Below are 23,043 nucleotides of genomic sequence, written 5' to 3' on the forward strand. Positions count from 1 at the left end.
ATTCGAAGGGCCGGGCACGAAGTCAGCGTCGGCGCGAGCGGTGGGGCGCAACTGCCGACGATTCGCAACCACGGACTACAGCAGCATACCCAAAGTACCGACCAGACCCATCGCCCCCAAACCGAAAGCTCCCGCAACGATAGCCAGGCGATACCATCCTTGCGGACGATATTCTGCTGGCAGTGCCACGTCAGCAAGCGCGATCAACAGACCTGTCACAAGCGGCGACAGTAACGCATTCAGGACCTGCGCAATGAGATTGAGGGCAATCAGGTCCGGGACATACCCTACAAGCAGCGCACAGCCCATCACCGCCGCGACATAGAGCGCATAGAACCAGGGTGCTTTCATCGGGCGGCATTCGAGCGAGCGGCGAAAGCCCGCGACTTCTCCAACGCCCCAGGCAAGTGCAAGCGACGAAACGATCGCCGCCACCATCGCCCCGCCGAGCGCGCCAACACTAAAAATGACGCGTCCCAATGCTCCACCAAGCAAATGGCTCATCGCGTCCGCGATCTGACTTACGCTGCGTAGCGACGCGGTTCTACTGCCGTCGGTGGCCAGCGCGGCCATCGTTACGAGTACGGCCGCAGTGATCGACTGGGTCAATACGGCACCGACTGCTGTCTCCAATCTTTCGGCACCGTAATCGATGCGCGACATGCCCTTCTCAACGACCGCTGATTGCTGATAGAAAACCATCCACGGACTGAATACTGCGCCTGCCAATGCGGCAGCCAGATACATAAATGATCCGTTGCGCCACGGGATATCAAGCGCATGTCGCCAGATCGCCACAGGATCAGGATGCGCTGCCCATGCGAGTGCGAAGAAAACCAGTTCGAACGCACCAATGAACAGCGCGGCGTTTTGCATGCGCCGGTAAGAGCCCGTCCCCGCGATTGCAATCAATGCGGTCGTCGCGAGAAAGAGAGAACGCGTACGCGATATTCCATACAGTTCTCCAATTCCGGCAATGCCTGTGAACTGTGTAATGAGAGAGCCGATGGTTGCAATGACGAGCGCGATCGCCGACACATAGCTCCACGAGATCCCGAATCGCTCGCGTACGAGTTCGCCATAGCCGCGGCCGGAAAATATTCCAAGCCGTACCGTCAGTTCCTGCACGAAATAGAGCAGGGGAACGAGCACGAAAAGAAGCGGTAGCAACCGGTATCCCCATGAAGTTCCCGCTTGTGCGGCAGCGACCACATTCCCGACGTCTGTATCCGCGAGCATGACCAGCGTACCCGTTCCCCACACGCCGAGCGTTCTCAAGGAGGCTACCGATTTCATGGCGATGCGTTCTCCCGCGAATGGCCGTCGAGCGCAACGTTGCACGCATACTCCAGTCCATGCACAAACGGCAGCGAGGAATGGTTGTTGCGCCCTTGTTGATGAGCTATCTTTTGATGATGGCGTGACGCCACGATGATGCCGTCGCGCACAACATGGCGTCGTGCACACGCATCGTCATATCACGAGACGCGTACTTCAGTGATGGAGGTCGAAATGGCACGTCGAGACACGGAAGAGGAAAGACAGGCCGAGGCGAACGCAACACAAGCAACGACTGACGATACCGGACAGGCAACAGCTGATACCACCACGCAGGCCAACGCTGCCACACGCATCCGCCGCGGATTGCGTGAGCCAGCACGTGTCGCAGCGGAAGAATACAGCGGCCCTGTGATCGGATTCGTTCGCGACACAGTGAGTGGCACACTCGTCGCGACGGGCACCGTCGCCACAGACGCAGTTGAGACTGTGCGCGACGTGCTCACAGGCACAGTACACGCGACAGAAGAGGTCGGCACTGAAGCGCTGGGTCTTGTGGGAACGCTTGGAACAGGTATTGTCACGACCGTGCGGGACATACTGGTTGGAGGTGTCGGCGGGGTCAGACAGGTGCTCGGATCAGCGGCACCAAGGCGCGCGCCCCAGGCGGCAGAACGGGAGCCGCTTCACGCACGCGACGTGAGCAGTTCCTGAGACGCAGGCGCTTCACCGCAGTGCACCGATCGCGTGCAGCAGAAGCCCCACCAGCCCGCCGATCAGTGTTCCGTTGATGCGAACGAACTGGAGGTCACGCCCGACCTCCAGTTCGATTTTCCAGGTGACCGTCGCAGTGTCCCAGCGCGATACCGTATCCGCGATGAGCAGGCCGAGCTCGTGGCGCAGTGCCGGAATAACATCGAGAATCGCGTCGCGCGCGCACGCAGTCAGGCGCTCGCGCAAGCGCTCATCCTTCGATGCGTCCTGCACGGACTGTTCCACTGCGGCATGGAGTCTCGCTCCGACAAATGAATCAGGCGACTGCATGTCTGCGCGCAGACGCCCGAGGAGATCGCATCGCACGCAGCCAATGCGCTGGCAGAACGCCTCCGACTGAAGGGCCTCGTCGCGCAACGCATTCCATTTTGCAAGGTACATGGGCGATTCGCCCAGAGCAAGGAGTTGCTCGTGTGCCAACATACTGAGGCGGCGGCGCCAAGGATGATCCCGAGTGTTCCGCACTTCATCGAGCGCGTCGTCGAGCACCTTGATGACAGCGTCGGTTACCTTCGCATCCACCGACATCCGCTGCAGTATCCACCCCGTTTCATTGCGCACCCGGCCCCGGATCACGTCCCTGTTGTCGTCGACAAGCAGGCCCAGTTCGTCGAGCGCGGCGACGATGATGGTGTCGTAATCAATGCCTTGCGTCAGTCTGGCGAGCACGCCTGTGGCGATCGGGGACAAGTCGAGTTCCCGCACGCGTTCAGAAATGGCGTTGAGAGCCATGCGATCAAGCCTGTGGACATCGAGTGCATCGATCTCATTCGGCACAACGGCTGTGAGGTAGTCGGCAATCTGGTCGACTTGCTGCGGTTGGGCTATCCATTGCAAGAAGGGACGCGCCAGATCCACATCGGCAAGCTTTACCGCGACCACCTCTGGCGAGAGGAAATTTCGTTCGAAGAACTGTCCGAGATTTTGCGCGATTCGACGCTTCTTTCGCGGAATGATCGCAGTGTGCGGCAGAGGCAATCCGAGCGGACGACGGAACAGTGCTGTTATCGCGAACCAGTCTGCCAGGCCGCCCGCAATGCCTGCTTCAGCAAAGGCCCTGACGTAGCCGAGCAAGGGATGCAGATGTTCGAGCAGGCGCGCGCCAGCGAAGAGCGCGACCATTGCGACGAGGAGTCCCGTCGCGGCCAGTTTCATGTGCCGCAATTGGCGCATCCTTCCGTCGATTTCCATTGTTGACATCCGTGAGGCCATGCAAGACCTGATTCATTGTAGTGGTAGAGGCGCCCGTCCGATTTCGGCATGCCGACCTTTACTGTCTATCGACGCTGCTTCCTGGTGGAGCAAATACATGAACGGACGCTTCTCCACAGCCCTCGCGCTGGATCTGCCAGCCGCAAACAGGGCGGCCACGCAATCGGTCAACGTCTTGCATACGCGTGTTCCGGGCCGCGTGCGCGCACACGTACCCTGGCTTTATCGCGACCGGGAAGCTTGCGCCGCCTTTGTGAAACGACTGGGCGCGATTCGCGGCATGCTGGACGTCGATGCGAATGCATGGACGGGCAACGTCCTCCTGATCTTCGATAAGGGCTTGCCGCTCGCGCACATCATCTCGTGCATCGACGCCAGCGGCAGTTCAGACGACACATTGAACACAGTCGCCACGCCTCGCAGCGATGCGTCCGTACTTCGCGCCGATTTTTCGAGGCACGGACACAGCGAACAGGGACATACACCCGTCGTGCTTCCCGCGAGCACGCGCCCATTCCTGACCAGCGCTCGAGCATGGCACGCTCTCAGCGCGAAGCAGGTGCTGTTCGCCGTCGGCTCATCGAGGCTACGCGGTTTGTCCGAGTGTGCCGCGCGGCGTCGACGGCTCATTCACGGGCCTAACCGGTTGGAGCCGCCGCCGCGTCGCTCCGCACTTGCCATGTTCATGAGCCAGTTCAAGAGTCTGCCCGTGCTGCTGTTGGCCGGCTCAGCCGTCGCATCGGTCGCAACCGGCGGGCTGGCCGATGCAGTCGTGATTCTCGGCGTCGTCCTCATCAACGGTACGATCGGTTACGTCACGGAATCGCGAACCGAGCGCGCGATCGAGGCACTCAACGACTCGACGCCCCGCTACGCGCTTGTCGTGCGAAGCGGCGTCGTGCAGCGGATCGCTGCGACAGAGCTGGTCGTTGGCGACATCCTCGTATTGTCGAATGGCGCGTACGTCACTGCCGATGCCCGCGTGATCCATGCCCGTGATCTACGCACCGACGAATCCGCGTTGACCGGGGAGAGCATGCCCGTACTCAAATCGGACAAGAGCATGGAGCGTACCGACATCGCACTTGCCGATCGCGCGTGCATGGTTCACATGGGCAGCGCTGTAGTCGGTGGGAGTGGTCTCGCCGTAGTCGTCTCCGTTGGCGCAGCAACTGAGTACGGTCTCATCCAGTCGCTTGTCGGCTCCACGAAGCCGCCCGCCACGCCGATGCAGCAGCAACTGGAGCGGCTGGGCAATCTGACGGTGCGCCTGGGCGGCGCCGTGTGCGCGTTGGTGTTCGTATTGGGTCTGCTGCGCGGACTCGGCCTGATGGCGATGTTCCGGGCGTCTGTATCGCTTGCGGTTGCTGCCGTTCCCGAGGGACTTCCGACGGTCGCCATGACCACGCTGGCGCTCGGCATCCGGCGCATGCGCATTCACAAGGTCCTCGTGCGGCGCCTCGACGCGGTAGAGACGCTGGGGGCCGTTCATACAGTCTGTTTCGACAAGACGGGCACGCTCACCTTCAACCGCATGCGCGTTCTCGCGGCTCAGATGGACGGCGAACGCTGGTCCGTTGTCGATGGACTGGTGTATTCGAACAAGCAGCGCATCAACCCGTTCGAGGACGACGGACTGCTGCGCATGCTGTACGTTGCGGCGCTTTGCAACGAAGTCGAAATAAGCGGCGAAGGGGGCCAGCATCGACTGAATGGATCGTCGACGGAAAACGCGCTAATGGAGTTCGTGCTGTCGTCTGGCGTCGACGCTGAAGCGCTGCGTGCGCGTCATCCGTTAGTCAGCGTCGCGCATCGCGCAGACGATCGCAACTATATGTGTACATTGCACGGCGACGAGCATGGTGATGGCCGCCTGATTGCCGTGAAGGGTAATCCCGTCGAAGTCATGACGCTGTGTACTCGACGTCTTTCGAACGGCGAACACGTGCCGATGACGGACGCTGATCGGCAGGCGATACTCGAGCGCAACGTCGAGATGGGCGGCGACGCGCTACGCGTACTCGGATTCGCTTACGCAACGGGGAGTGAATCGCCCGGCCTCGAGACGCGCAATCTCTGCTGGCTCGGTATGCTGGGACTTGCAGACCCGCTGCGCGATGGCGCAAGAGAATTGATCGCGCTGTTGCGTGAGGCCGGCATAAAGACGGTGATGATCACCGGTGACCAGAGCGAAACGGCGCGCGCGATCGGCAGATCGCTCGACATCGGCGCCGACGCGTTGCCGCGCGTCGTCGAGCTGACTGCCGATGACAGAACGGAGTCGCCGGCATTCACTCAACTTGCGGGAAGCGCCGATATATTCGCGCGTGTCAGTGCCTCCGACAAGCTCAGGATCATACGCGGCCTGCAAAACGATGGCGAAGTCGTGGCCATGGTGGGCGACGGTATCAACGACGGCCCAGCCCTGAAAGCGGCCAATATCAGCGTCGCCATGGGCCGGCACACGACCGATCTGGCACGTGAAATTGCCGACGTCGTACTCGAGGACGACAACATTCAAACGCTCACGGTCGCTATCGGCCAGGGGCGCACGATCTACAACAACATTCGCAAGTCGGTGCACTTCCTCGTATCGACAAACGTCAGCGAAATTGTTGTCACGCTTGCTGCCGTCGGCGCGGGGCTCGGCCAACCTCTGACGCCGATGCAGCTTCTGTGGATCAATCTGCTGAGCGATGTGTTTCCAGCGCTTGCGCTCGCCGTCGAACCGCAGGAACCCGACGTGCTGCGCACGCCACCTCGGCCTATTGGGGAGCCCATTATTGGCCGCACAGACATGATGCGATATGGTCGCGAAGCGCTGGCCATCAGCGCGGGCGCACTGGCAAGCCATGCGTTCGCTGCGGCGCGCCACGGGCCGGGTCCAGGCGCAGCAACCGTTTCTTTCATGACGTTGACGCTTGGCCAGTTGCTGCACGCTTACGGTTGTCGTTCGGACTCGCGCGGGCCGCTCAATATTTTCAGGCGGCCGCGCAACCGCTATCTCGATCTTGCAATCGGAGGGTCAATGGCCTTACAGGTGATAGCGGGAGCTGTGCCAGGTCTTGGCGAGCTGCTGAGCATTTCTCGCATCGATATGCTCGATGCGCTCGCCGTCGCCATTGGCGCGAGCGCGCCGCACATTGTCAACGAGGCGATGAAGCCGCCCGCGCTCGCAGGGGGCGCGAGCGCACCCGGTCACATCCCGCACTTACGGGGACCGCGCTAGACTACTGCGGCAATCAACGCGAGCGCACAACGCTCAAGAAGCGTCTCAACGGCCTTGTTGAACAGTGCGTCGGCAACCGGTGCGCCGGACGCCACCAGTTGCGCGGACGCAGGCGCGACAGGGAATGTGGGTACTGCGCCAGCATCGACCAGGCCATTGGTCGCTAGCGCATTGAAAATTTGCGCTACGCTCACGATAACCGGATCGAACCGAACGATCAGGCTACCCGTGAGTTTGTTCGCGCAAACGTCGCGCACGCCGTTGACCTCACGCAATCGCGCCTCGGCAAGTCGTGCGCGCGCCTCGTTACCCTTCACAGACGCGATCTTCAGGCGAAGCCGACCAGGCACCAGGTGGTACTGCTGCGGAACATATTCAGCCATTTCACGGGCGCTTTCAGCGCATCAATGCCGGCGTACCGGCTCCGTGCGATATTAGAACGCCGCGATGTGTCGGCCTTATGAATTTGCGCCCTCGGACGGAGATTCGGAGCCGGGTCGTATCGATGAAAGCCCGCGTCGTGCATCGTATGCGTACCAGAACAGCGTGACGGCTGGCGCCAGAATCTGGCCCCTTACCGTCTGGAGCGCACCGAGGCCCGCCAGAGATGTGCTGAGCAAACGGGCGCGGCGTACCGCCTGCTCGCCTGAAACAGACGCGACGGGACGAGCGCTGCGCTGAATCGCACGACTGCGCTGCCCTGGCAAGGATTCGGCGGCGCCGGCGTGCAATGAGAACAGGCGCTGTTGCGAAGCCCACGCTGCAATCGAATTGAGCTCCGTTGCATGCATGATCAGCAGACCCGCAGTCAGCGGCGATGCACGCGCCTCGATGACACCATCGCATTGCGCCAGACGGCGCACGACTTCGGCAAAAAAAGCGGCATCGTGCCGCCGGGCGGGGATTTTCAGCCGTACGCGGCCCGCCAGCATGTGCGATATGTGCGCTTCCGGGATGCTCATTGAGGCGCCCCTTCGCGCTCCGCATCGGCCATATGTGGCGATGTCTCGGAGGAACCCGGGCTCGCGCTGAATGATGCGCCGGGGCGGGACTCATCAAGCTCGGCTCGCGCCTCGGCGACAAGGTCTTCGAATACCTCTCGCATCTCGGCGGCCGCCTCGCGTCCTTTCTCAAACAGAATCACGCCCGTCTTCATCGCAGACTTCGCGATGGGGCGGGAAACGGCAGCCACCACGGGTAATACGACGGGCGCCAGCACGATGGCGCCGACACCGACAGCGAGACCCGCAAGCACGCTGCCCTTGAAGATATCCTCGGGACCGGCCATGGTCGTCCTCCATAAAAGAAGACCACTTGCAGATGCGAATGTACGAAAGATCGACTGCCGTCGCTGATCAGCCTCGCGCGTCGGCGCCGACGGTCGACGATGTTGCTAGATGCTCGGGGTGCAGCTTCACGTATGTATCCAGTCCGAGCCAAAGCAGAAACCAGCCCGGTACGCTTTCGATCATCAATCCGTGCCGCGAAATGGACCATACGCCAGCACCGGCGAGGCCCAAAGGCAGTAATGCCTTGAAGTCGATGGGAACTCCGATTGCGCTGCGAACCCGACCGTTCAGATCGTCGACGGCCGACACCAGGCTGCGAGTACCACCAGGCTGGCCCGGTTCCGCAGTCGCCGACGACGTTGGATGAACCGTCTCGGACACGATGACATCGAGGTCGCTCAGCAGACCGAGTATCTTTTCCCGGTTTAGCTGGGCATGGTCATAAGGAATTGTCACACTGCCTGTGGCGGGATTTACATTGACGGCGCCCACACCTTCATGTTCCTCGAGCCGCTGTTTGACCTTGTCGAGTAGTGTGGTATTCCGGAACGGGCGATCGACCTTGATGCGGACGCGCCCACGGATCGAACTCGCCACCCTCGCACGAGGGCGGTGAGTGTTAGCTGACTGTTCCATCGCGACCGCTCTGCTGGTTGAGTACCAACCAAGTTTAGGTCGAAGATCGTCGATATTCGACTTCGTATTCACCGCCCTGATGTCGAACCGCTTGCATTGTTTTTGCGGGCAACTTGCATTGACACGAAAGGACGATGCTCATGTTCATTTCCTGCGGCGTGGAAAGATGCGTACGTTTTCGGACAGCCTGTTTGCCGAGGCCTCGGGCGAAACCGTATATCCCCTTTCTGGCGCCATGGTGAAACGATACAGTTGATCAACCTATGCGACGTTGCCGCGCTCCCCGTTTCGTGAGAATCGAATTCGTAGAAGGCGACGCCTGCTCCGTTGCGACTGATCGCGCGAGGGCGAGTTTTTCCAGGTTCTTCGTGCGCCGCCAGGTCATCCGTGCGCGCGCTGGCTCAAAAGCCGTCCAGAATTCGGTCCAAACCAGTCGTCAAACGCTAGCTCTTCGTGGTTCCTCTCAACCGGAGAACCTGTCAAAAGCCGCCACCTTTTGTCCGACGATGTTCGAGACAGAAGTCTATAAACATTCACACAACGCGATCGGCTGGAGCAAAGCAACTAGAACCGGTAGGAGAGCGTGATGACGGACATATATCAGGACCTCGCAGCACTCGTCCCGGGATTCACCAGGGCATGGCGATCAGCGGCCATCGTCGCAACGATTGCAGTCGCCGTTACCGGGTGCGGAGGCGGCGGCACCGATGGCGCAGCCGGCACGGCAGTCGTCGACAGAGCCGTCGTCGACTCCGCCGATTCCACCGTCAACAAATCCGCCATACAAGCGGAGTCTGCGAGTCATGTAGTCGTGCCGCGCCATGCACGCTTCGAGGGAAAAACCTACCGTCAGTGGGTGGTCTCGTTCTGGCAGTGGGTGAACCTGATCGACAACGGCCCCTTTTTTCCAAACCCGCTGATCAGCTGTACCCGTCCTGTCTCAGCGGGCCAAAGCGGTAACGTCTGGTACTGGGCCACACCGAGCTCCTACTTTCACGCGCTCAGCGCGCCCAATACACCACAGGTTTGCGATCAGTCCGCGAACGTTATTCCTGCGGGGACGTCCATCCTGCTGGCGACGCTCGACACTTTTTCTTCGACACTGCTGCCGCCCGGCACATACACCCCATCGACGGCGGCGGGCGAACGGGCCATTGCCGGCCGCTTCGCCGACCGGATTGAGGACCTGTTCGTCACTATCGACAACGTCCCGATAACCAACATTACGGCGTATCGCGTCGCTACCGACCGGTTCACATTTACGACAGCGTTGCGCTGGGTCTTTGGATTGCCGGAACATATTTACGGAGCCGGCACGGCCGCAGCTGACGGGTACTACCTGCTTCTGAAGCCGCTGCCAACAGGCTCACACACAATTCACTATGGCGGCAGATTCCACTATCTGCCGGGGGACTTCGGGCCTGGCGCGCTGCCGCCGGATTACGTCGTAGACATCACGCTCCTGATTACGGTCGGGCCTTAGAGAGGTGCAGCAACGCATTTGCGCAGGCTGCCCCGGCACGGGCATGACCATCCGGACGAAACCGAACGGGTCCTCGCAGGCGGTGATCGTTTGTGGGCGCCTCGAAGTGATGGGATGGTTCGCCGGCGCCGCGCCCGCTTGCTCCACTGCCTGATTGTCGCCGTGGCGACGCCGCACGTATTTGCTTTGGCAGACACATGACTGTCTCGTCGGCGAGCACGCTATCGTCCGTGCGCGGCACGTCGACGGAACGTCTTCGTATTGTGCGACAGCATCGCAGTTCTTCAGAGCTGGCGGAGGTATTGCGTGAATAATCCTATCCCTTGCGCCTCGTCGCGGCCCTCACAGTCAAGCGTGTCGCAATCCCGGAAATCAGAGATCGACATTGTGCCGTGTGCGCTCGTCTTCCTGAGCGGGGGCGGCATGGGAAGCCCGAACCTGCATAACTGCGGCCGGTTCAGTTATCTTTCACAGGCTGTGACGCTCAATCGCAGCCTGTTGGCAGCGGGCCTGCCGCGACTGACCATCGCGACCAACGACGTGGAGGAAGTGCTGGGCTTTCTGTCCAGTCTTAAGGCTGAGCTGCGACCGGCCGTTTTCCCCATCACGCCGTCACTGGAGGTGCCTGAAGGGATCGCGTTCTATGGTGCGCACTTCAAACTTGACCTGCTGGAGCAGGTCGCGTTGACGCTGGCCGATAACAAGCTTCTGCTTCTGCTCGATACGGATGTCATCGCCCAGCACGGACTCGACCTTAATCTGCTTCGGCGGTGCCATGTGGCCGGCGCCGGGGCTTTTGATATTTCCGATCAGGAGTTTTTTGCGTATGGGGCTGCACGGGTTGTTGCAGACCTCGAACTGGTTGCTGGGACAACGCTACGCAATCCGCGGTGGTATGGCGGGGAGTTCCTGATTGCCTCCAGGGCCTTTATCAATCAGCTGATCCCTGTCGCGCGCGAGTGTTTCGAACACTATCGCGCGGTCACTGATGAACTGAATCACCACGGCGACGAGGCGTTCATCTCGGCAGCATTGAATATGCTGTCGGACCGGGGGCAAACGGTTATCGACGTCGGTGCCTATCGCGCAGTCGGGCGACACTGGTCAGGAAACACGCATCGCGATCTACGATGGTTCAGGCACTGCGCCTTTTTGCACCTGCCTGACTGCAAGCCTCTGCTTGGCCGGGACGCGTCTTCCCGAACGTTCAGCGGCGCACGGCTCTGGCGATGGCTTCTCGTCAAACACGAGGTGCACCGGCTCGTATGGATGTTCAGGCTCTACGCGAAAGGGCGCAGAAGAGGCCATCGTATCTTCTCAGCAAAGTCGCCAGTTTCACATTCCGGGCGCTTGACGGGACAAGCGATTTCACACGCCAAGGAAAAGCGTCGAGATCCACGCGTCCCACGGGAAGCTGATTCGCGCTCTAAAGCGTCGCCACAATGAAGTTCGGGGGCGACGGGGTTCTGCTTGCGTCGCACGATTCACAAGTCGGTGATCTCAGTCGCCCGTACCTGTTTCTGTCGTCAGCGGACGCGGCTTGACGATCCCCATCCTCATGGCGATGAAACGTTCGTTTTCGCATTCCTGAACATCTTTGCTTCGACGTCGGTGCGGACCGTCTGATCGGAAAATCGCCGCGAGCGCATCACGGGTATCACGATTGTCATCGCCCACTCGTTCACTTTGGACCGGATCGACATCGTAGCGGCCCGATGCACAGCCTGCGGCGTCGAGCGTCACCCACGTGCGGGTCATCCGTCGCGGTTCGACGCCCACAACGCGCCAAGTACGAAGCCGACGGCAGCCGCCCCGGCCAGCACCGCGAGCGGGCTGGACGACATTGCATCGCGCGCGAGGTGGGTCGTATCCGCGCAGATCTGCTGCGCCTTGCCGCGCAACTCGCCCGCCTTGCCTTTAAGCTGCATTCCAGCGTCGCCTGCGAGTGAGCCAATCGTTTCCTTCACGTTTCCTGCGGTTTCTCCCAGCAAGCCTTCCGTTCTGGTCGTTTCCATTTGCCACTCCCTGGTTGTTCCGGCTGGCGGTACGCCGTCAACAATGGCGACGCACGCAGCACGCGCGTGCAAGGCCAGCAAGCTCGACAGAGTGAGCCCGCATCGACGCGCCGGACTGTGACGGCTGCTCAGCAAGCGTCGGACCCGACGACTTCCATTGCGTCATTGGCGCATTCTTTCGTGTGTATCGGGCGGATGGACGGCCAGCCGTGTCAAAAGCCGGGAAGGCGCCGAGGTATTGCCAGCAGGTAGGTCATTGCTTTCTTAGGCGCTGCACCCGGCAGGCCGATCTGCAACCTCGCACCGAGCGGGCGGACGTCGTCCAACGTTTCATTAGCAGGTGTCCCATCAGCTCTTTTTTGCGTTGATGACTCAATCCGTTGCGGGAGCGTATTGAACCATCGACCAGAAGCACAGTAGACATGGGCGGTGTGCAGAACGCGGTGATCAGTGCTGTTAGCAGCCACACCCGCAGGCGAACGCCAGCGTTTGGACAGGTCATCGTCTTGTCTTGAACGGCAAGGCGATGGACGAAACGTCGTGACTTCGGCCAAGGCGACCTTACGCGAGCTGTCAATCGGACGTCGGCGGCGCTGTCGCGCCCTTCGACGACGTCTCGCGCCGCAATCCAGCATCGATGCCGGCGGTAGTACTGATGCAGTTGTGTGCCCCAAGCCGAGTCGGCCGTCGACGGCCAGTGGTCAGGATCGAAGCCGGGTCATCCTTGAGCTGCTGCGCGGTGATGTCGACGCGGAAGCATTTCTCGTCCGTATCGAGCGTCGATGCGCTCGACGGAATCGCGTGCAACGTCTTACCCATCCCGAGGAAGCCACGCTCGGAGAGGACGGCGTACGCGATGCGTCCGCTGCGCACGTCGAGCATGATGTCCGAAATCTTGCCGACGTCTTCGCCGTCTGACGTGACGACCTTGTCACCGTCGAGCGTCGTGGCCGCCATCACATACGGTCCCGGTCCTTCCCCACGTCCGCCACCGACGATCTCGGCGCCGGCGCCGGTCGTATTACCTGTCGGATCAAGTGGGGTGCTGGTGGCACGTCGATGATCGCGCGTCCGTGCTTCGTCGGAACATTACGACATCAACCTTCAGGCGAGAACTATTTCATGGTGTCCGCATCTGATGTTGCCGGCGATGCATCCGCCAGCAACTGCTGGCGTGCCTTTTCCCAGTACTCCTCAGAACGACCTTCGGGACCGCCATCTTTCTCCCACAGATAGAAGGCGAGCGTTCGAATCTGTTCCTCGGTGACAGTGACGTCCATTTTTTCCTCCCGGTAATCGGGCTGACTGTAGGTGGTCAAATGACACAGCAAGGCGCGTGCTCGATTCGGCGTGCGCGGGCGCTCGAAGAACACCGAGGGTATGCGTACGAGCCGGGGCCCCGGTGGCTGAGTAATCTACGCCGGCGCAAGGTTTTTTATGAGCTGGCGCGGGCCTTTTTGGCGCGAAGCTTCCGGTACGAACGATGACCAGCCCGTCATCCGGGGCATCTGCCTGCTGGACGCAAAGGCGAGCATCGTCGACGTTGCGCAAACGCCCGCCCTTTCAGCATTATTTCAATCCCGCGGAGGATTTTCCCTTGGCCTCGCGTTCAGTCATCTCCGCAGGTTCTTTCATGCTGGCGGTAGCGAGCGCCGGGCCGCCCGTCAGCATCGGGGACCCGACGCCAGTCGTTACGTCGTCCAGCGCACCCGTCATTGTCAAGAAACCTCGATTCAGACGATTCTCTGCTTCGCTGACCGCGTCCGCATATCCATCCAGGATGATCTCGCTGGCGTGACGCCAGTAGGCGACGACTTTCGCCGTCCCTGCCAGGACATAGCTCGCATGGAGCCGCCACGCAGCCAGAGGCGAGACTTCTTCCGCAGCCTTGAGGGAAACGGCACGCTGTTCTTCGATTGATGTCTGGATCGCCTTGCGGTTGAGCTCGAAGAGCCGCTCCGCGGTGCCAACACACACGTTGACCACTGCGTCTGCGTCTTCCCGTCGAGCCGACGCAGCACGCTCAGCCGCTGCTTTGAATCCGGTATCCGGAATAGCGATAAGTCGTTCGGTTGCCATGATCGATTCCTCAATGGATTAATGGGACGTACCACGCGACAAACACCTCGCAACATGAGCAGGCTGCCGCGCAATCACCATTCCCGAGCGCTCGAATCATTCGCACGCCGGCAAATGCCCTGGATGTGCCGACGAACCGCGTTTCGCTTCGGGACAGGGCGCCCGGCATGAGCGGTATGGAAAGACGTCCGACGAACGCGGTTTCGCCCGTCGTCGCATTGTGGCGACGTATGGATTGCCGCGCGATGTCGCAGTTCAGCGACGAAATCGCGCTGTCCTCGCGTGCGACGAACCGCACAGACTCGAAACACCGGGTGAACGCAACGGTCGCATGACCGTCGCCGCAACGATATTCATCCTCGTTCCTTGAGTGACGACGACCGTTGAACAGCGCATCTTGCCGACCCGTCGTGCTCCACCGTGTATCGGCTCACGCGTTGTCGTCTATCCACGCACGCAGCCACTCAGCAGCCCAGCGGATCGCGCCCTCGGGTGTGTCCGAGACGCCGAGATTCCTGAACGTGTAGCTGAAGTATCCGTCGTCCGCATCCGTGCTCGTTCGTGAGATCGTGGCCTTGGCCGTGTACACCCCCGCAGCGGCAACCGGCTCGATGTCCAGCTTCCAATCCCGGTAGTCCTGGACCGCGTTCATGGCAGTAACCCTCCTGTCTCCCGACTCAAAATTGTACTGCTCATAGGTGACTGCTACCCGCCGCGCCGGCATTCCCCACTGGCGTGATACAGCGCCTCAAGGCGGAGACAGGCGTACTCGAAGAAGCGCGACAGTGATGCGGTCGTGCCGCTGATTGCTAAACACGTACACCGTCCGCACAAACGGATGGAGCTTCATCGACTGCTTGACGATGGCTGCAAGACCGTTGATGCGCTTGCGGAAATCGGCAGCGTCGCGATGCGCGTAGACCTTCAGCGCATCATCCAGTTGACGCATCGCGCCGTGAGACGGCCGCAGCGCGCCGTCTCGCAATTGTGCCTCGGCCGGAGCGGGCATATGTGTTGCGCGTGTCGTCTGTATGGTCGCGAAGTTGCTGCACGGCGATTGAGAAGGGAGACCGTCATGAGAAAGATCATTTTGGGCGCGTACGACAGCTATGCGGACGCGTGTTCGGCGCAACGGGCGCTAGGCGAAGCGGGCGTGCCGCAGGCTGATATCGCTATGTACTCGATGTCGGCCGATGCCCCAGTCGAAAAAGGGCCGCGCGTCTACGCGCCCGGCTGTGGCGAAGTGCGGTATCACAAGCCGGTCTTTGATCAACTCGAGCAACTGTTCGCAAGGCTCTTCAGGCGGGGCGAGTATCCGCCGGAAACGGAGGATTACAGGGAATTCATCCGCCGCGGCGGAACGGTTGTCAGCGCCGATGTTGACGAAATGCAGGTCGATCTGGCGCGCGAGACGATGCGCCGCGCGGGCGCAACCGACATCGGGGAGCGCGCCGATGCGTGGCGAAATGCTTCCGCGGATACGAGCATGTCGGAACACGCGCCACCTCCCGATAGCCCGGCGGCCCGCGATTCATCGAGCCAGTACGAGTCGGCAACGAGGCGACAGGACGACGCGATGTCAAGCAGCGGACGCGGCGCGGGCGCGGCGCCTTCGTTTGACGAAATGGAAAAGCCCGTCACCTCGCGCGACACATCGCCGGCTTCGGCATTGCCGACGGAATCTGCCAGCGATGCGGCCGCCGCCGGGACCGAAACGCTGCGCACTGCGTCGCCATCGGCCGAACCGGATATGGTCGGCGGGATGCAACAGATAACAACGCACACCGAGGAGCAAAGATCCGGGCCGTCTATGGAGCAAAGGCAGCAGTTATCGGGTGTACCCGACGTCGGGTTCGCACGTACATCGGCAGGTGTGGATGCGGATCTCAAATCCCGCGCGGCAGCGGCTTCATCCGATTCCAGCGCGGGCTCGGCTGGTGCAAAAGCGCAGCAGACGTCGGGGACAGGCCTCGTGGGCGATCCTGTGATGGGCACTCCGTTGGACGATGAGCCCGACGAAGACGAATTTCGCAAGGACTACGACGCTCACTACGCGAACACCGGTGGCTCATATGACGAATATCGGCGCGCCTACACGCATGGCGCCACGCTCGGGCAGGACGAGCGATATCGGATGCAGGACTGGCAACAGGTCGAGCCCAGCGCTCGCGAGCATTGGGAGTCGCGTTATCCGGAAAGTGGCTGGGAACGATTCAAGGCTGCCGTGCGGCACGGTTGGGAACGCGTTACGGGTCACTGAAGCTGCTTGCCGTCATGCTGAGATGATCGCTGATCGCACGCAGGCTGATGGCGTGTTGGGGTTGGCAGAGAGATGCGCAGACAAGCGTTCTCGCATGGAATTTTCCGTATGGCCTTAAACAGGTCCGTTGGTAACGCGTCCCAAAAGCGCGGCGCTTTAACCGACGGGGCACACCCAACGAGTCAGCCGTCGGTTTGCCGTGCGTTCGGCCGTGGTGCAGTTCTCGACCAGTGCGAAATCGAGAGGGCGATGGGCCGGGCGAGAATGTCAGCACAAGCGCATGCGGCCCGCGACAAAGCCACCAGGAGAGCGACATCCCGGAGGTCATCACCGCGCGCGGGACGAGGGCGTGCCAGGCATCGCGACGTGAGTGCCAAAGAGATGTCCGTACTGGCGGCTTGGGGAAATGGTGAAGCGACGCATGGGCTGTATCCAGCTCAGACGCTTGAACAGGGCGATCGAACTTTTGGCAGGAGACGAACGTGAGGATTCTCGCGGTCAGTTTGCTGATTTTTATCCTGGCGGTGTCGTCTTCCGATGCGCGTGCCGAGGTTGACCAACGCTGTGTGTCCGTTCAGGTCAGCGTCTGTAATTCCGCATTAGCGCGATGCCAATGCACATCTTCCGGTCGGACGAACGATGCCAATAGCGTGGCCGAACAGCAGAGAAGATGCACCCAGGATTGCCATGAGGCATATCAAAAGTGTGTCGCCGATGCGACCCGATCATGTTACCGATAGACGGCAGTCCGGCGCGTTCGGCGGTACGTGGGCTGGCAGCAACCGACTCGGCTGTAAATGGGCACTTGTCGAACGGTTTGAGCGTTGCGCCGTTCGCGGCCGGGACAACGCTTTTCGCTGGAATCAGCGGCCGACGCTCTGTCGACGAACAAGCGAACCCTGCAGCGTCGTATCGAGTCGGTGCTTGGCAAATCGCCACTGTCGTACTTCCAGGATTTGCGCGTCGAGCGTGCGCTTCACTGATTCGGACAACCCACCTTGGATATCGAGGCGATCGTTGCGAAGGTTGATTACGCCGATGGCGTGACGCTGCGTACACTGCTTCGTGGACGCCTCGGAAGAGGTGTGCCTGAATTGCGCGGCGATGCGCGCTGAACGCAAGTACAACGAGCAACCGTGAGACAAATCACCGCTCAGCAAACATTCGTGGATGTCCGATCGCTGATCTACGATCAAACCGAACCGCGCCAGATTCAGTGCGACGAGACATACGTCGTATCAGCGAATGCTGCCGGGATCGCGAAGCTCTCGCGCATGCGCCTGGCCTCTGCGGCCGGCGTCAAGCCAAACAGGCGCCTGAATTCCCTGCTGAACTGGGACGGGCTCGCATAACCCACAGCATGTCCCGCCGCCTCCGCAGTCAGCTCGTCGCGAACCATTAACAGGCGAGCCTGATGGAGACGCGTCGACTTCACGTATTGCATTGGCGACACCTGCGTAATGGCCTTGAAGTGGCTGTGGAAACTCGGAATGCTCATACCCGCTTCGTCGGCCAGTTGCCTGACGTCGAGGGGTTGCGCATAGCTTGCATGAATCAGGCGCAGCGAGCGGCCTATCTGGCCGAACTGTCCTCGCATCGCCAAAGTCTCGCGCAACGAGCTTCCTTGGGCTCCCGTGAGCACCCGGAAATACAGTTCACGTAGCAGCCCCGCACCCAACACGGCAGCTTCGAGTGGCCGATGCATCGCCTCCAGGAAGCGCAGCACGGACCCTTGCATCGCGTGATCCATCGGCGTCGACATCATGCTCTGGGGGGCGGGTATGCGCGCGTCCACGCCTTCGCGGTCGATCCGCTCCGCAAGTTCGGCGGCCAATGCAAAATCGAGGTGCAGATACAGCGCGAGCAGCGGGCGCTCCGCCGTTGCGTCAGTCTCCATGCTGAACGGCACAGGCACGGACACGGCCAGGTAGTGATGCTCGTCGTATAGGTAGAGCTTGTCGCCGAAATAACCGCGTTTGCGGCCCTGGCAGACAATCACGATGCCTGGGTCGTACAGAACGGGCGTGCGCGATAGCGCCCGGTTCGACCGCAAGATGCGGACGCCCGGCAGTGCCGTGAGGTTGTAGCCCTCGTCGGGCGCCAACGCGTGTAGCAGGGCAACCATGCGTTTCTGGCTTCGAGAGGATAAAACTGGATGCTCGGTCGAGGCGCTTATCGCGTTCATAGTTTTATGCAAGAAAGTCAGCGGAACTCGGCTTAATTTAGCTCGGCCGTCAGATTAGCATGCACTCTCCAATCGACATTCGGGAGAAGCTTCAATGGCATCCGGCAAAACTCTGCTCATCACGGGCGTTAGCAGCGGCTTTGGCCGCGCGCTCGCGCTGGAAGCGCTGGCGGCGGGTCACAAGGTCGTCGGCACGGTAAGGAGTGCCCAGGCAAAGCGTGACTTCGAGTCCTTATCCGCAAATGCCGCTTGGGGACGTGTGCTGGACGTGACCGACTTCGACGCGATCGACGGCGTCGTGGCGGAAATCGAGGCTGACGTGGCGCCAATCGATGTGCTGGTCAACAATGCCGGTTACGGCCACGAGGGCATCATGGAGGAATCGCCGCTGTCGGAAATGCGCCGGCAGTTCGATGTGAATGTATTTGGCGCGGTCGCGATGATGAAGGCACTGCTGCCGTTCATGCGTGAGCGCCGCCGCGGCCACATTCTGAATATCACGTCGATGGGCGGCTACATCACGATGCCGGGAATTGCTTATTACTGCGGGAGCAAGTTTGCATTGGAGGGCATCTCCGAGGCGCTCGGCAAAGAGGTCAAGCCCTTCGGCATTGCCGTGACGGCCGTGGCGCCCGGCTCATTTCGCACCGATTGGGCAGGTCGCTCGATGACGCGGACCCCCCGCTCGATTTCGGATTACGACGACGTTTTCAATCCCGTCCGCCAGGCCCGCGAGGAAAAAAGCGGCAAGCAATTGGGCGATCCCAGCAAAGCGGCGCGCGCAATGCTGGCCGCCATTGCAGCGGATCATCCACCCGCGCATCTCTTGCTCGGTAGCGATGCGCTAGGGTTTGTTCGAGACAAGTTGTCGGCATTGAACGCAGAAATCAATGCGTGGGAGGCTACCACCGTTTCGACGGACGGCGAATGACCGCCGAAGCGGAGAATCTATCGGGAACCGTATCCCGCGGCGTCGGGTGCGAACGATGCGATGCTCACCCGGCGTGAAAGCCCAGACGACCCGGCGCTGACGGCGGATCGGTCGATCGACGTCGCCATCGACTTACAAAAGGACCATCTGCTGCAAAAGTTTCAGGGCTTTCAATTCGTCCAGTCGGCCCGTGCGTGCCTTACCCGCCAGCGGCATCGGGGGGCGTAGCATCGCACTTCCGCACGCTCTGCCTCGCCGGAACCCATCGTCGAGTGCTTCGTGTTTGCGATGTTTCGACGGAAGCGCAGGTTGATTATCCGATGCAGTGTCCGCAAAGTTGACGACCTTCGCCCGGAATTGCAGGTATTGCTGACGGTATCAATCCGCGTGACCAAGACGGAAACGCTGTCCCCGCCTTGCTCCCGCAAAGGATGGAAAACCGAGTGGCTATGGCCACCTGCACCCAGGCAATGGGTGGATTGTAATCATCCGCACTGTAGCCAGAGCGCACCCAACTAGGTCTCTGTCGTCATCTGTCGCGTCTGCCGTGTTACGTATTGACGAAACCATGCGTGACCGGCATCGCTCTGGTAGCGCTCGTGCCAGTACAGCGAGATCTGGATGGGCGGCACCGCGATGGGTACAGGGCGGATCACGAAGCCCCGTCCAGCAAACTGCTGTGCAACGGTCTTTGGCAGGTTCGCGACCAGGTCCGACTGGGCCACCACGGCAGGCGCGGCGAGATAGCTCGACATGGTGACGCGCAGGCGGCGCTGCTTGCCCATCTGTTCCAGCCGACGATCGAGCAGTTCCCCGGCGTTTCGCGTGTGCGCGGCCAGATCGATATGGTCGTAATGCAGCCATGCGTCCAGGTTCCAGTCGTTGTCGAGCGACGCGTGCCCTTCACGCACGATGCACACCACGGGATCGTCGAACAGCGGACGCATGCGCAGCGTGCTGCCCGGCGTCGGGTAATAGCCCGCGACGAATTCGACGTGATTCGATTCCAGCATCGCAAGCCCGTGATGTGGCTTTGCGGGCACCACGCTCAGGGCGATGTTCGGTGCGTCGCCGGCGAGCGGCGCGGCGAGCGCGGGAAGCAGCGCGAACTGGACGTAATCGCTCGCGTACAACGTGAAAATGCGCCGCGACTGCGCGGGATCGAAGTGACCGCGATCGAGCGTCACGTCAAGCCACTGTTCGAGCAACGGCCGGAACTGCGCGGCGAGCGCCATCGCGCGTTCGGTCAGCACGGCGCTGTTGCCTTCCCGGATCAGCAACGGATCGTTGAACACGCGGCGCAGGCGCGACAACGCCGCGCTCATCGCCGATTGCGTGATGCCCAGGTGCTCGGCCGCCCGCGAAACATTGGCGCAGCGCACCAGCGCGTCGAGGTGAAGCAGAAGATTGAGGTCGGGAATTTTTTCCATTGTCTACAAATGCCGTCGATACCGGTATTTATGGCGTCACTGATGCTCAGAAGTGCCGCGCCTTACCATCGTTTCATCGTTTCAGCGGTGTGACAGCTTAGCGTAATCGCCAGGTTGTGACGTCCCTGACGCATGAACGGATCACTCCACGGCAAGGGCATCAAAAACCATGTATCGAATCGGCATTGACGTCGGCGGCACGTTCACCGACTTTGTGATCACCGACGAGCGCAACGGAGACACCTTCTTCCACAAGGTTCCGTCGACGCCATCCGACCCTTCGGAGGCAATCGGCAACGGCATCGAGGGACTGCTGACGATGCGCGGCCTCTCTGCCGCCGATGTCTCGCACATCGGCCACGGCACGACCGTCGCGACCAACCTGATCATCGAGCGCAAAGGTGCGCTGACGGGCCTCATCACGACGGCGGGCTTTCGCGACGTGCTCGAAATCGGCCGCCAGACGCGTCCACATCTCTATGACTACAGCGTCGGCAAGGCGCCCGCACTGGTCGCGCGCGAACACCGCATCGAAGTGGCGGGGCGGCTGGACGCGCAAGGCAACGTACTGGTGCCGCTCGACGAAGATGCCGTGCGCGCCGCCGCACGCCGTCTGCGCGATGCCGACGTCAAGGCCGTGACCATCTGCTTCCTGCACGCGTACCGCAATCCGATGCACGAGCGCCGCGCGCGCGAGATCGTCGCCGAGGAGTTTCCGGAGGCGTACATCAGCGTGTCGAGCGACGTGCTGCCCGAATTCCGCGAGTACGAGCGGTTGTCGACGACCGCGCTCAACGCGACCGTGGGCCCGAAGATGGCGCTTTATCTCGAACGCTTCCTGCGCCGTGTGAGCGCGCTGGGCGTGGCCCGCGCGCCGTCGACCGTGCATTCGAACGGCGGCCTGATGTCGATCGAAACCGTGCGGCAGTTTCCCGTGCGCACGTGTCTGTCGGGTCCGGCTGCGGGGGTGGTCGGCGCGGCGGCCGTTGGGCGCACGATCGGTTTTCGCAATCTCGTCACGTTCGACGTCGGCGGCACCAGCACCGACGTCTCGCTGATTCACGACGGCGCGCCGCTTTTCACGTCGACGCGCGCGGTCGCCGGTTATCCTGTCAAGACGCCGATGGTCGATATCCACGTGATCGGCGCGGGCGGCGGCAGTATCGCGACGATCGACGACGCCGGTTCGCTGAAGGTCGGGCCGCATAGCGCGGGCGCGGTGCCGGGCCCCGTCGCGTACACGCGCGGCGGCGAGCAGCCGACCATCACCGATGCTGAAGTCGCGCTGCAACGCCTGAATCCCGTCGCGCTGCTCAAGGGCCGCATGCCTGTCGATGCCGAAGGCGCCCGGCGCGTGATCGTCGAGCGCGTCGCCGCGCCGCTGAACCTGCCCCTCGAGGACGCGGCGGAAGGCATCATCCGCATCGCCAACGCGAACATGGCCCGCGCAATCCGTTCGGTGTCGACGGAACGCGGCTACGACCTCGGCGAATTCGCGCTGTACGCATTCGGCGGCGCGGGTCCGCTGCATGCGCTGGAAGTGGCGCAGGAATGCGGCATCTCGACCGTGATCGTGCCGCAGGAGCCGGGGACGATGTGCGCGCGCGGCATTCTGCTGTCGGACGTGTCGTTCGATTTCGTGAAGAGCCAGATTTCGCTGATCGACGAAGCGGGCTGGCCCGCGATCGTCGATGCGTTCGCGCTCTTGCGCGAACAGGCCGACGCGTGGCTCGAACAGGAAGGCGTGCAGCAGCCGCAGCGCAGCTACGTGATGGCGATCGACGCGCGCTACGTCGGCCAGAATTTCGAAGTGCAGGTGGGGATGCCTTCCGCCGACGCGGGCGACTACGCCGCGTTCGAAGCGGGCTTCCGCGATGCGCACACACGCGAATACGGCTACGACGTGCCGGATCGCGCAATCGAAATCATCAACTGCCGGTTGAAGGCCGTGGGCGCGGTGCCAAAGGCGCCGCTGTCGCCCGCAGCCGAAGGCGCCGACGCATCCGTCGCGCGCGACGGCGAGCGCCGCGTCTATCACGGCAAGCAGCACGGCTGGCTGACGACGCCCGTCTACGACCGCGAGCGGCTCGCGGCCGGCGTGACGTTGCCGGGCCCCGCCGTCGTCGAGGAAATGAGTTCGACGACCGTGCTCGCGCCGACGCACTCACTGCGCGTCGATGCCTACGGCAATCTGATCGTGCGCGTCGCCTGAACAGGCCCGAACAGTCAACGAATACGAGGA

21 protein-coding genes and 1 pseudogene are annotated in these 23,043 nt (G+C 61.6%); 6 read left to right on the forward strand and 16 right to left on the reverse strand.

The features are described 5' to 3' along the window. Positions 1 to 75 precede the first annotated feature (75 nt). Both AABE10_RS11965 and AABE10_RS11970 read right to left on the reverse strand, forming a co-directional pair. Entirely contained in the window at positions 76 to 1,296 is a 1,221-nt protein-coding gene (locus AABE10_RS11965; RefSeq protein ID WP_342933454.1) for an NRAMP family divalent metal transporter, read from the reverse strand. A 708-nt stretch (positions 1,297 to 2,004) separates the two neighbouring features. Beyond that, the gene (locus AABE10_RS11970; protein WP_342933455.1) at positions 2,005 to 3,243 is read right to left on the reverse strand and encodes a DUF445 domain-containing protein; all 1,239 of its coding nucleotides are present in this window, start codon (positions 3,241 to 3,243) and stop codon (positions 2,005 to 2,007) included. A 301-nt stretch (positions 3,244 to 3,544) separates the two neighbouring features. Here AABE10_RS11970 and AABE10_RS11975 point away from each other — a divergent pair, with 301 nt between their 5' ends. Continuing rightward, positions 3,545 to 6,493: a cation-transporting P-type ATPase gene (locus tag AABE10_RS11975; RefSeq protein WP_342933456.1), complete on the forward strand. Its 2,949-nt coding sequence runs from the start codon at positions 3,545 to 3,547 to the stop codon at positions 6,491 to 6,493. Here the strand turns inward: AABE10_RS11975 and AABE10_RS11980 are convergent. From AABE10_RS11980 to AABE10_RS11995, 4 genes are all read right to left on the reverse strand, one after another. After that, on the reverse strand, positions 6,490 to 6,876 hold the full coding sequence (locus tag AABE10_RS11980) for an HMA2 domain-containing protein (protein WP_342933457.1): 387 nt from the start codon (positions 6,874 to 6,876) through the stop codon (positions 6,490 to 6,492). The two genes, AABE10_RS11975 and AABE10_RS11980, sit on opposite strands and share 4 nt — an antisense overlap. Before the next feature lie 75 nt (positions 6,877 to 6,951). Further along, positions 6,952 to 7,455 (reverse strand): hypothetical protein, encoded by a 504-nt coding sequence (locus AABE10_RS11985; RefSeq protein ID WP_342933458.1) that lies wholly within the window; start codon positions 7,453 to 7,455, stop codon positions 6,952 to 6,954. Beyond that, positions 7,452 to 7,781 (reverse strand): DUF5132 domain-containing protein, encoded by a 330-nt coding sequence (locus AABE10_RS11990; RefSeq protein ID WP_342933459.1) that lies wholly within the window; start codon positions 7,779 to 7,781, stop codon positions 7,452 to 7,454. The genes AABE10_RS11985 and AABE10_RS11990 overlap by 4 nt, the downstream gene beginning before the upstream one ends. A 67-nt stretch (positions 7,782 to 7,848) precedes the next feature. Next, a complete protein-coding gene (locus AABE10_RS11995; protein ID WP_342933460.1) occupies positions 7,849 to 8,379 on the reverse strand; it encodes an HMA2 domain-containing protein in 531 nt (176 codons plus the stop codon). 625 nt (positions 8,380 to 9,004) lie between these two features. Here AABE10_RS11995 and AABE10_RS12000 point away from each other — a divergent pair. Beyond that, positions 9,005 to 9,901 (forward strand): hypothetical protein, encoded by an 897-nt coding sequence (locus tag AABE10_RS12000; RefSeq protein WP_342933461.1) that lies wholly within the window; start codon positions 9,005 to 9,007, stop codon positions 9,899 to 9,901. A 306-nt stretch (positions 9,902 to 10,207) separates the two neighbouring features. Beyond that, complete coding sequence (locus AABE10_RS12005; RefSeq protein ID WP_342933462.1) at positions 10,208 to 11,347, forward strand: response regulator receiver protein; 1,140 nt, start codon at positions 10,208 to 10,210, stop codon at positions 11,345 to 11,347. A gap of 54 nt (positions 11,348 to 11,401) precedes the next feature. Here AABE10_RS12005 and AABE10_RS12010 read toward each other — a convergent pair whose 3' ends face one another. The 7 genes and pseudogenes from AABE10_RS12010 to tnpB form a co-directional block, all read right to left on the reverse strand. Further along, entirely contained in the window at positions 11,402 to 11,659 is a 258-nt protein-coding gene (locus AABE10_RS12010; protein ID WP_342933463.1) for a hypothetical protein, read from the reverse strand. Next, positions 11,656 to 11,916 (reverse strand): CsbD family protein, encoded by a 261-nt coding sequence (locus tag AABE10_RS12015; protein WP_342933464.1) that lies wholly within the window; start codon positions 11,914 to 11,916, stop codon positions 11,656 to 11,658. Before AABE10_RS12015 ends, AABE10_RS12010 begins: the two co-directional genes overlap by 4 nt. Before the next feature lie 604 nt (positions 11,917 to 12,520). Continuing rightward, a pseudogene (locus tag AABE10_RS12020) lies at positions 12,521 to 12,915 on the reverse strand (PRC-barrel domain-containing protein); the annotation flags it as partial. 116 nt (positions 12,916 to 13,031) lie between these two features. Further along, on the reverse strand, positions 13,032 to 13,289 hold the full coding sequence (locus AABE10_RS12025) for a DUF2934 domain-containing protein (RefSeq protein WP_342933465.1): 258 nt from the start codon (positions 13,287 to 13,289) through the stop codon (positions 13,032 to 13,034). Between the two features lie 196 nt (positions 13,290 to 13,485). Further along, positions 13,486 to 13,995 carry a TIGR01841 family phasin gene (gene phaP / locus AABE10_RS12030; RefSeq protein ID WP_342933466.1) on the reverse strand — a complete coding sequence of 170 codons (510 nt, stop codon included), beginning with the start codon at positions 13,993 to 13,995 and terminating at the stop codon, positions 13,486 to 13,488. A 430-nt stretch (positions 13,996 to 14,425) separates the two neighbouring features. Beyond that, complete coding sequence (locus tag AABE10_RS12035; RefSeq protein ID WP_342933467.1) at positions 14,426 to 14,647, reverse strand: hypothetical protein; 222 nt, start codon at positions 14,645 to 14,647, stop codon at positions 14,426 to 14,428. 96 nt (positions 14,648 to 14,743) lie between these two features. Next, entirely contained in the window at positions 14,744 to 15,004 is a 261-nt protein-coding gene (gene tnpB / locus AABE10_RS12040) for an IS66 family insertion sequence element accessory protein TnpB (protein ID WP_342933468.1), read from the reverse strand. Between the two features lie 66 nt (positions 15,005 to 15,070). Between tnpB and AABE10_RS12045 the strand changes: the two genes are divergently transcribed. Next, complete coding sequence (locus AABE10_RS12045; RefSeq protein ID WP_342933469.1) at positions 15,071 to 16,255, forward strand: hypothetical protein; 1,185 nt, start codon at positions 15,071 to 15,073, stop codon at positions 16,253 to 16,255. An 863-nt stretch (positions 16,256 to 17,118) separates the two neighbouring features. Here AABE10_RS12045 and AABE10_RS12050 read toward each other — a convergent pair. Both AABE10_RS12050 and AABE10_RS12055 read right to left on the reverse strand, forming a co-directional pair. After that, positions 17,119 to 17,451, reverse strand: coding sequence for a hypothetical protein (locus AABE10_RS12050; RefSeq protein WP_342933470.1), 333 nt, complete (start codon positions 17,449 to 17,451; stop codon positions 17,119 to 17,121). A 17-nt stretch (positions 17,452 to 17,468) separates the two neighbouring features. Beyond that, entirely contained in the window at positions 17,469 to 18,440 is a 972-nt protein-coding gene (locus tag AABE10_RS12055; protein WP_342933471.1) for an AraC family transcriptional regulator, read from the reverse strand. 94 nt (positions 18,441 to 18,534) lie between these two features. Here AABE10_RS12055 and AABE10_RS12060 point away from each other — a divergent pair, with 94 nt between their 5' ends. Beyond that, positions 18,535 to 19,371, forward strand: coding sequence for an oxidoreductase (locus AABE10_RS12060; RefSeq protein ID WP_342933472.1), 837 nt, complete (start codon positions 18,535 to 18,537; stop codon positions 19,369 to 19,371). 515 nt (positions 19,372 to 19,886) lie between these two features. Here AABE10_RS12060 and AABE10_RS12065 read toward each other — a convergent pair. Then, positions 19,887 to 20,801: a LysR family transcriptional regulator gene (locus AABE10_RS12065; protein WP_342933473.1), complete on the reverse strand. Its 915-nt coding sequence runs from the start codon at positions 20,799 to 20,801 to the stop codon at positions 19,887 to 19,889. A 169-nt stretch (positions 20,802 to 20,970) separates the two neighbouring features. Here AABE10_RS12065 and AABE10_RS12070 point away from each other — a divergent pair, with 169 nt between their 5' ends. Continuing rightward, positions 20,971 to 23,013 (forward strand): hydantoinase/oxoprolinase family protein, encoded by a 2,043-nt coding sequence (locus AABE10_RS12070; RefSeq protein ID WP_342933474.1) that lies wholly within the window; start codon positions 20,971 to 20,973, stop codon positions 23,011 to 23,013. Positions 23,014 to 23,043 lie beyond the last annotated feature (30 nt).

It is taken from the genome of Paraburkholderia diazotrophica (assembly GCF_038900755.1).
In the GTDB taxonomy this organism is placed as follows: Bacteria; Pseudomonadota; Gammaproteobacteria; order Burkholderiales; family Burkholderiaceae; genus Paraburkholderia; species Paraburkholderia diazotrophica_A.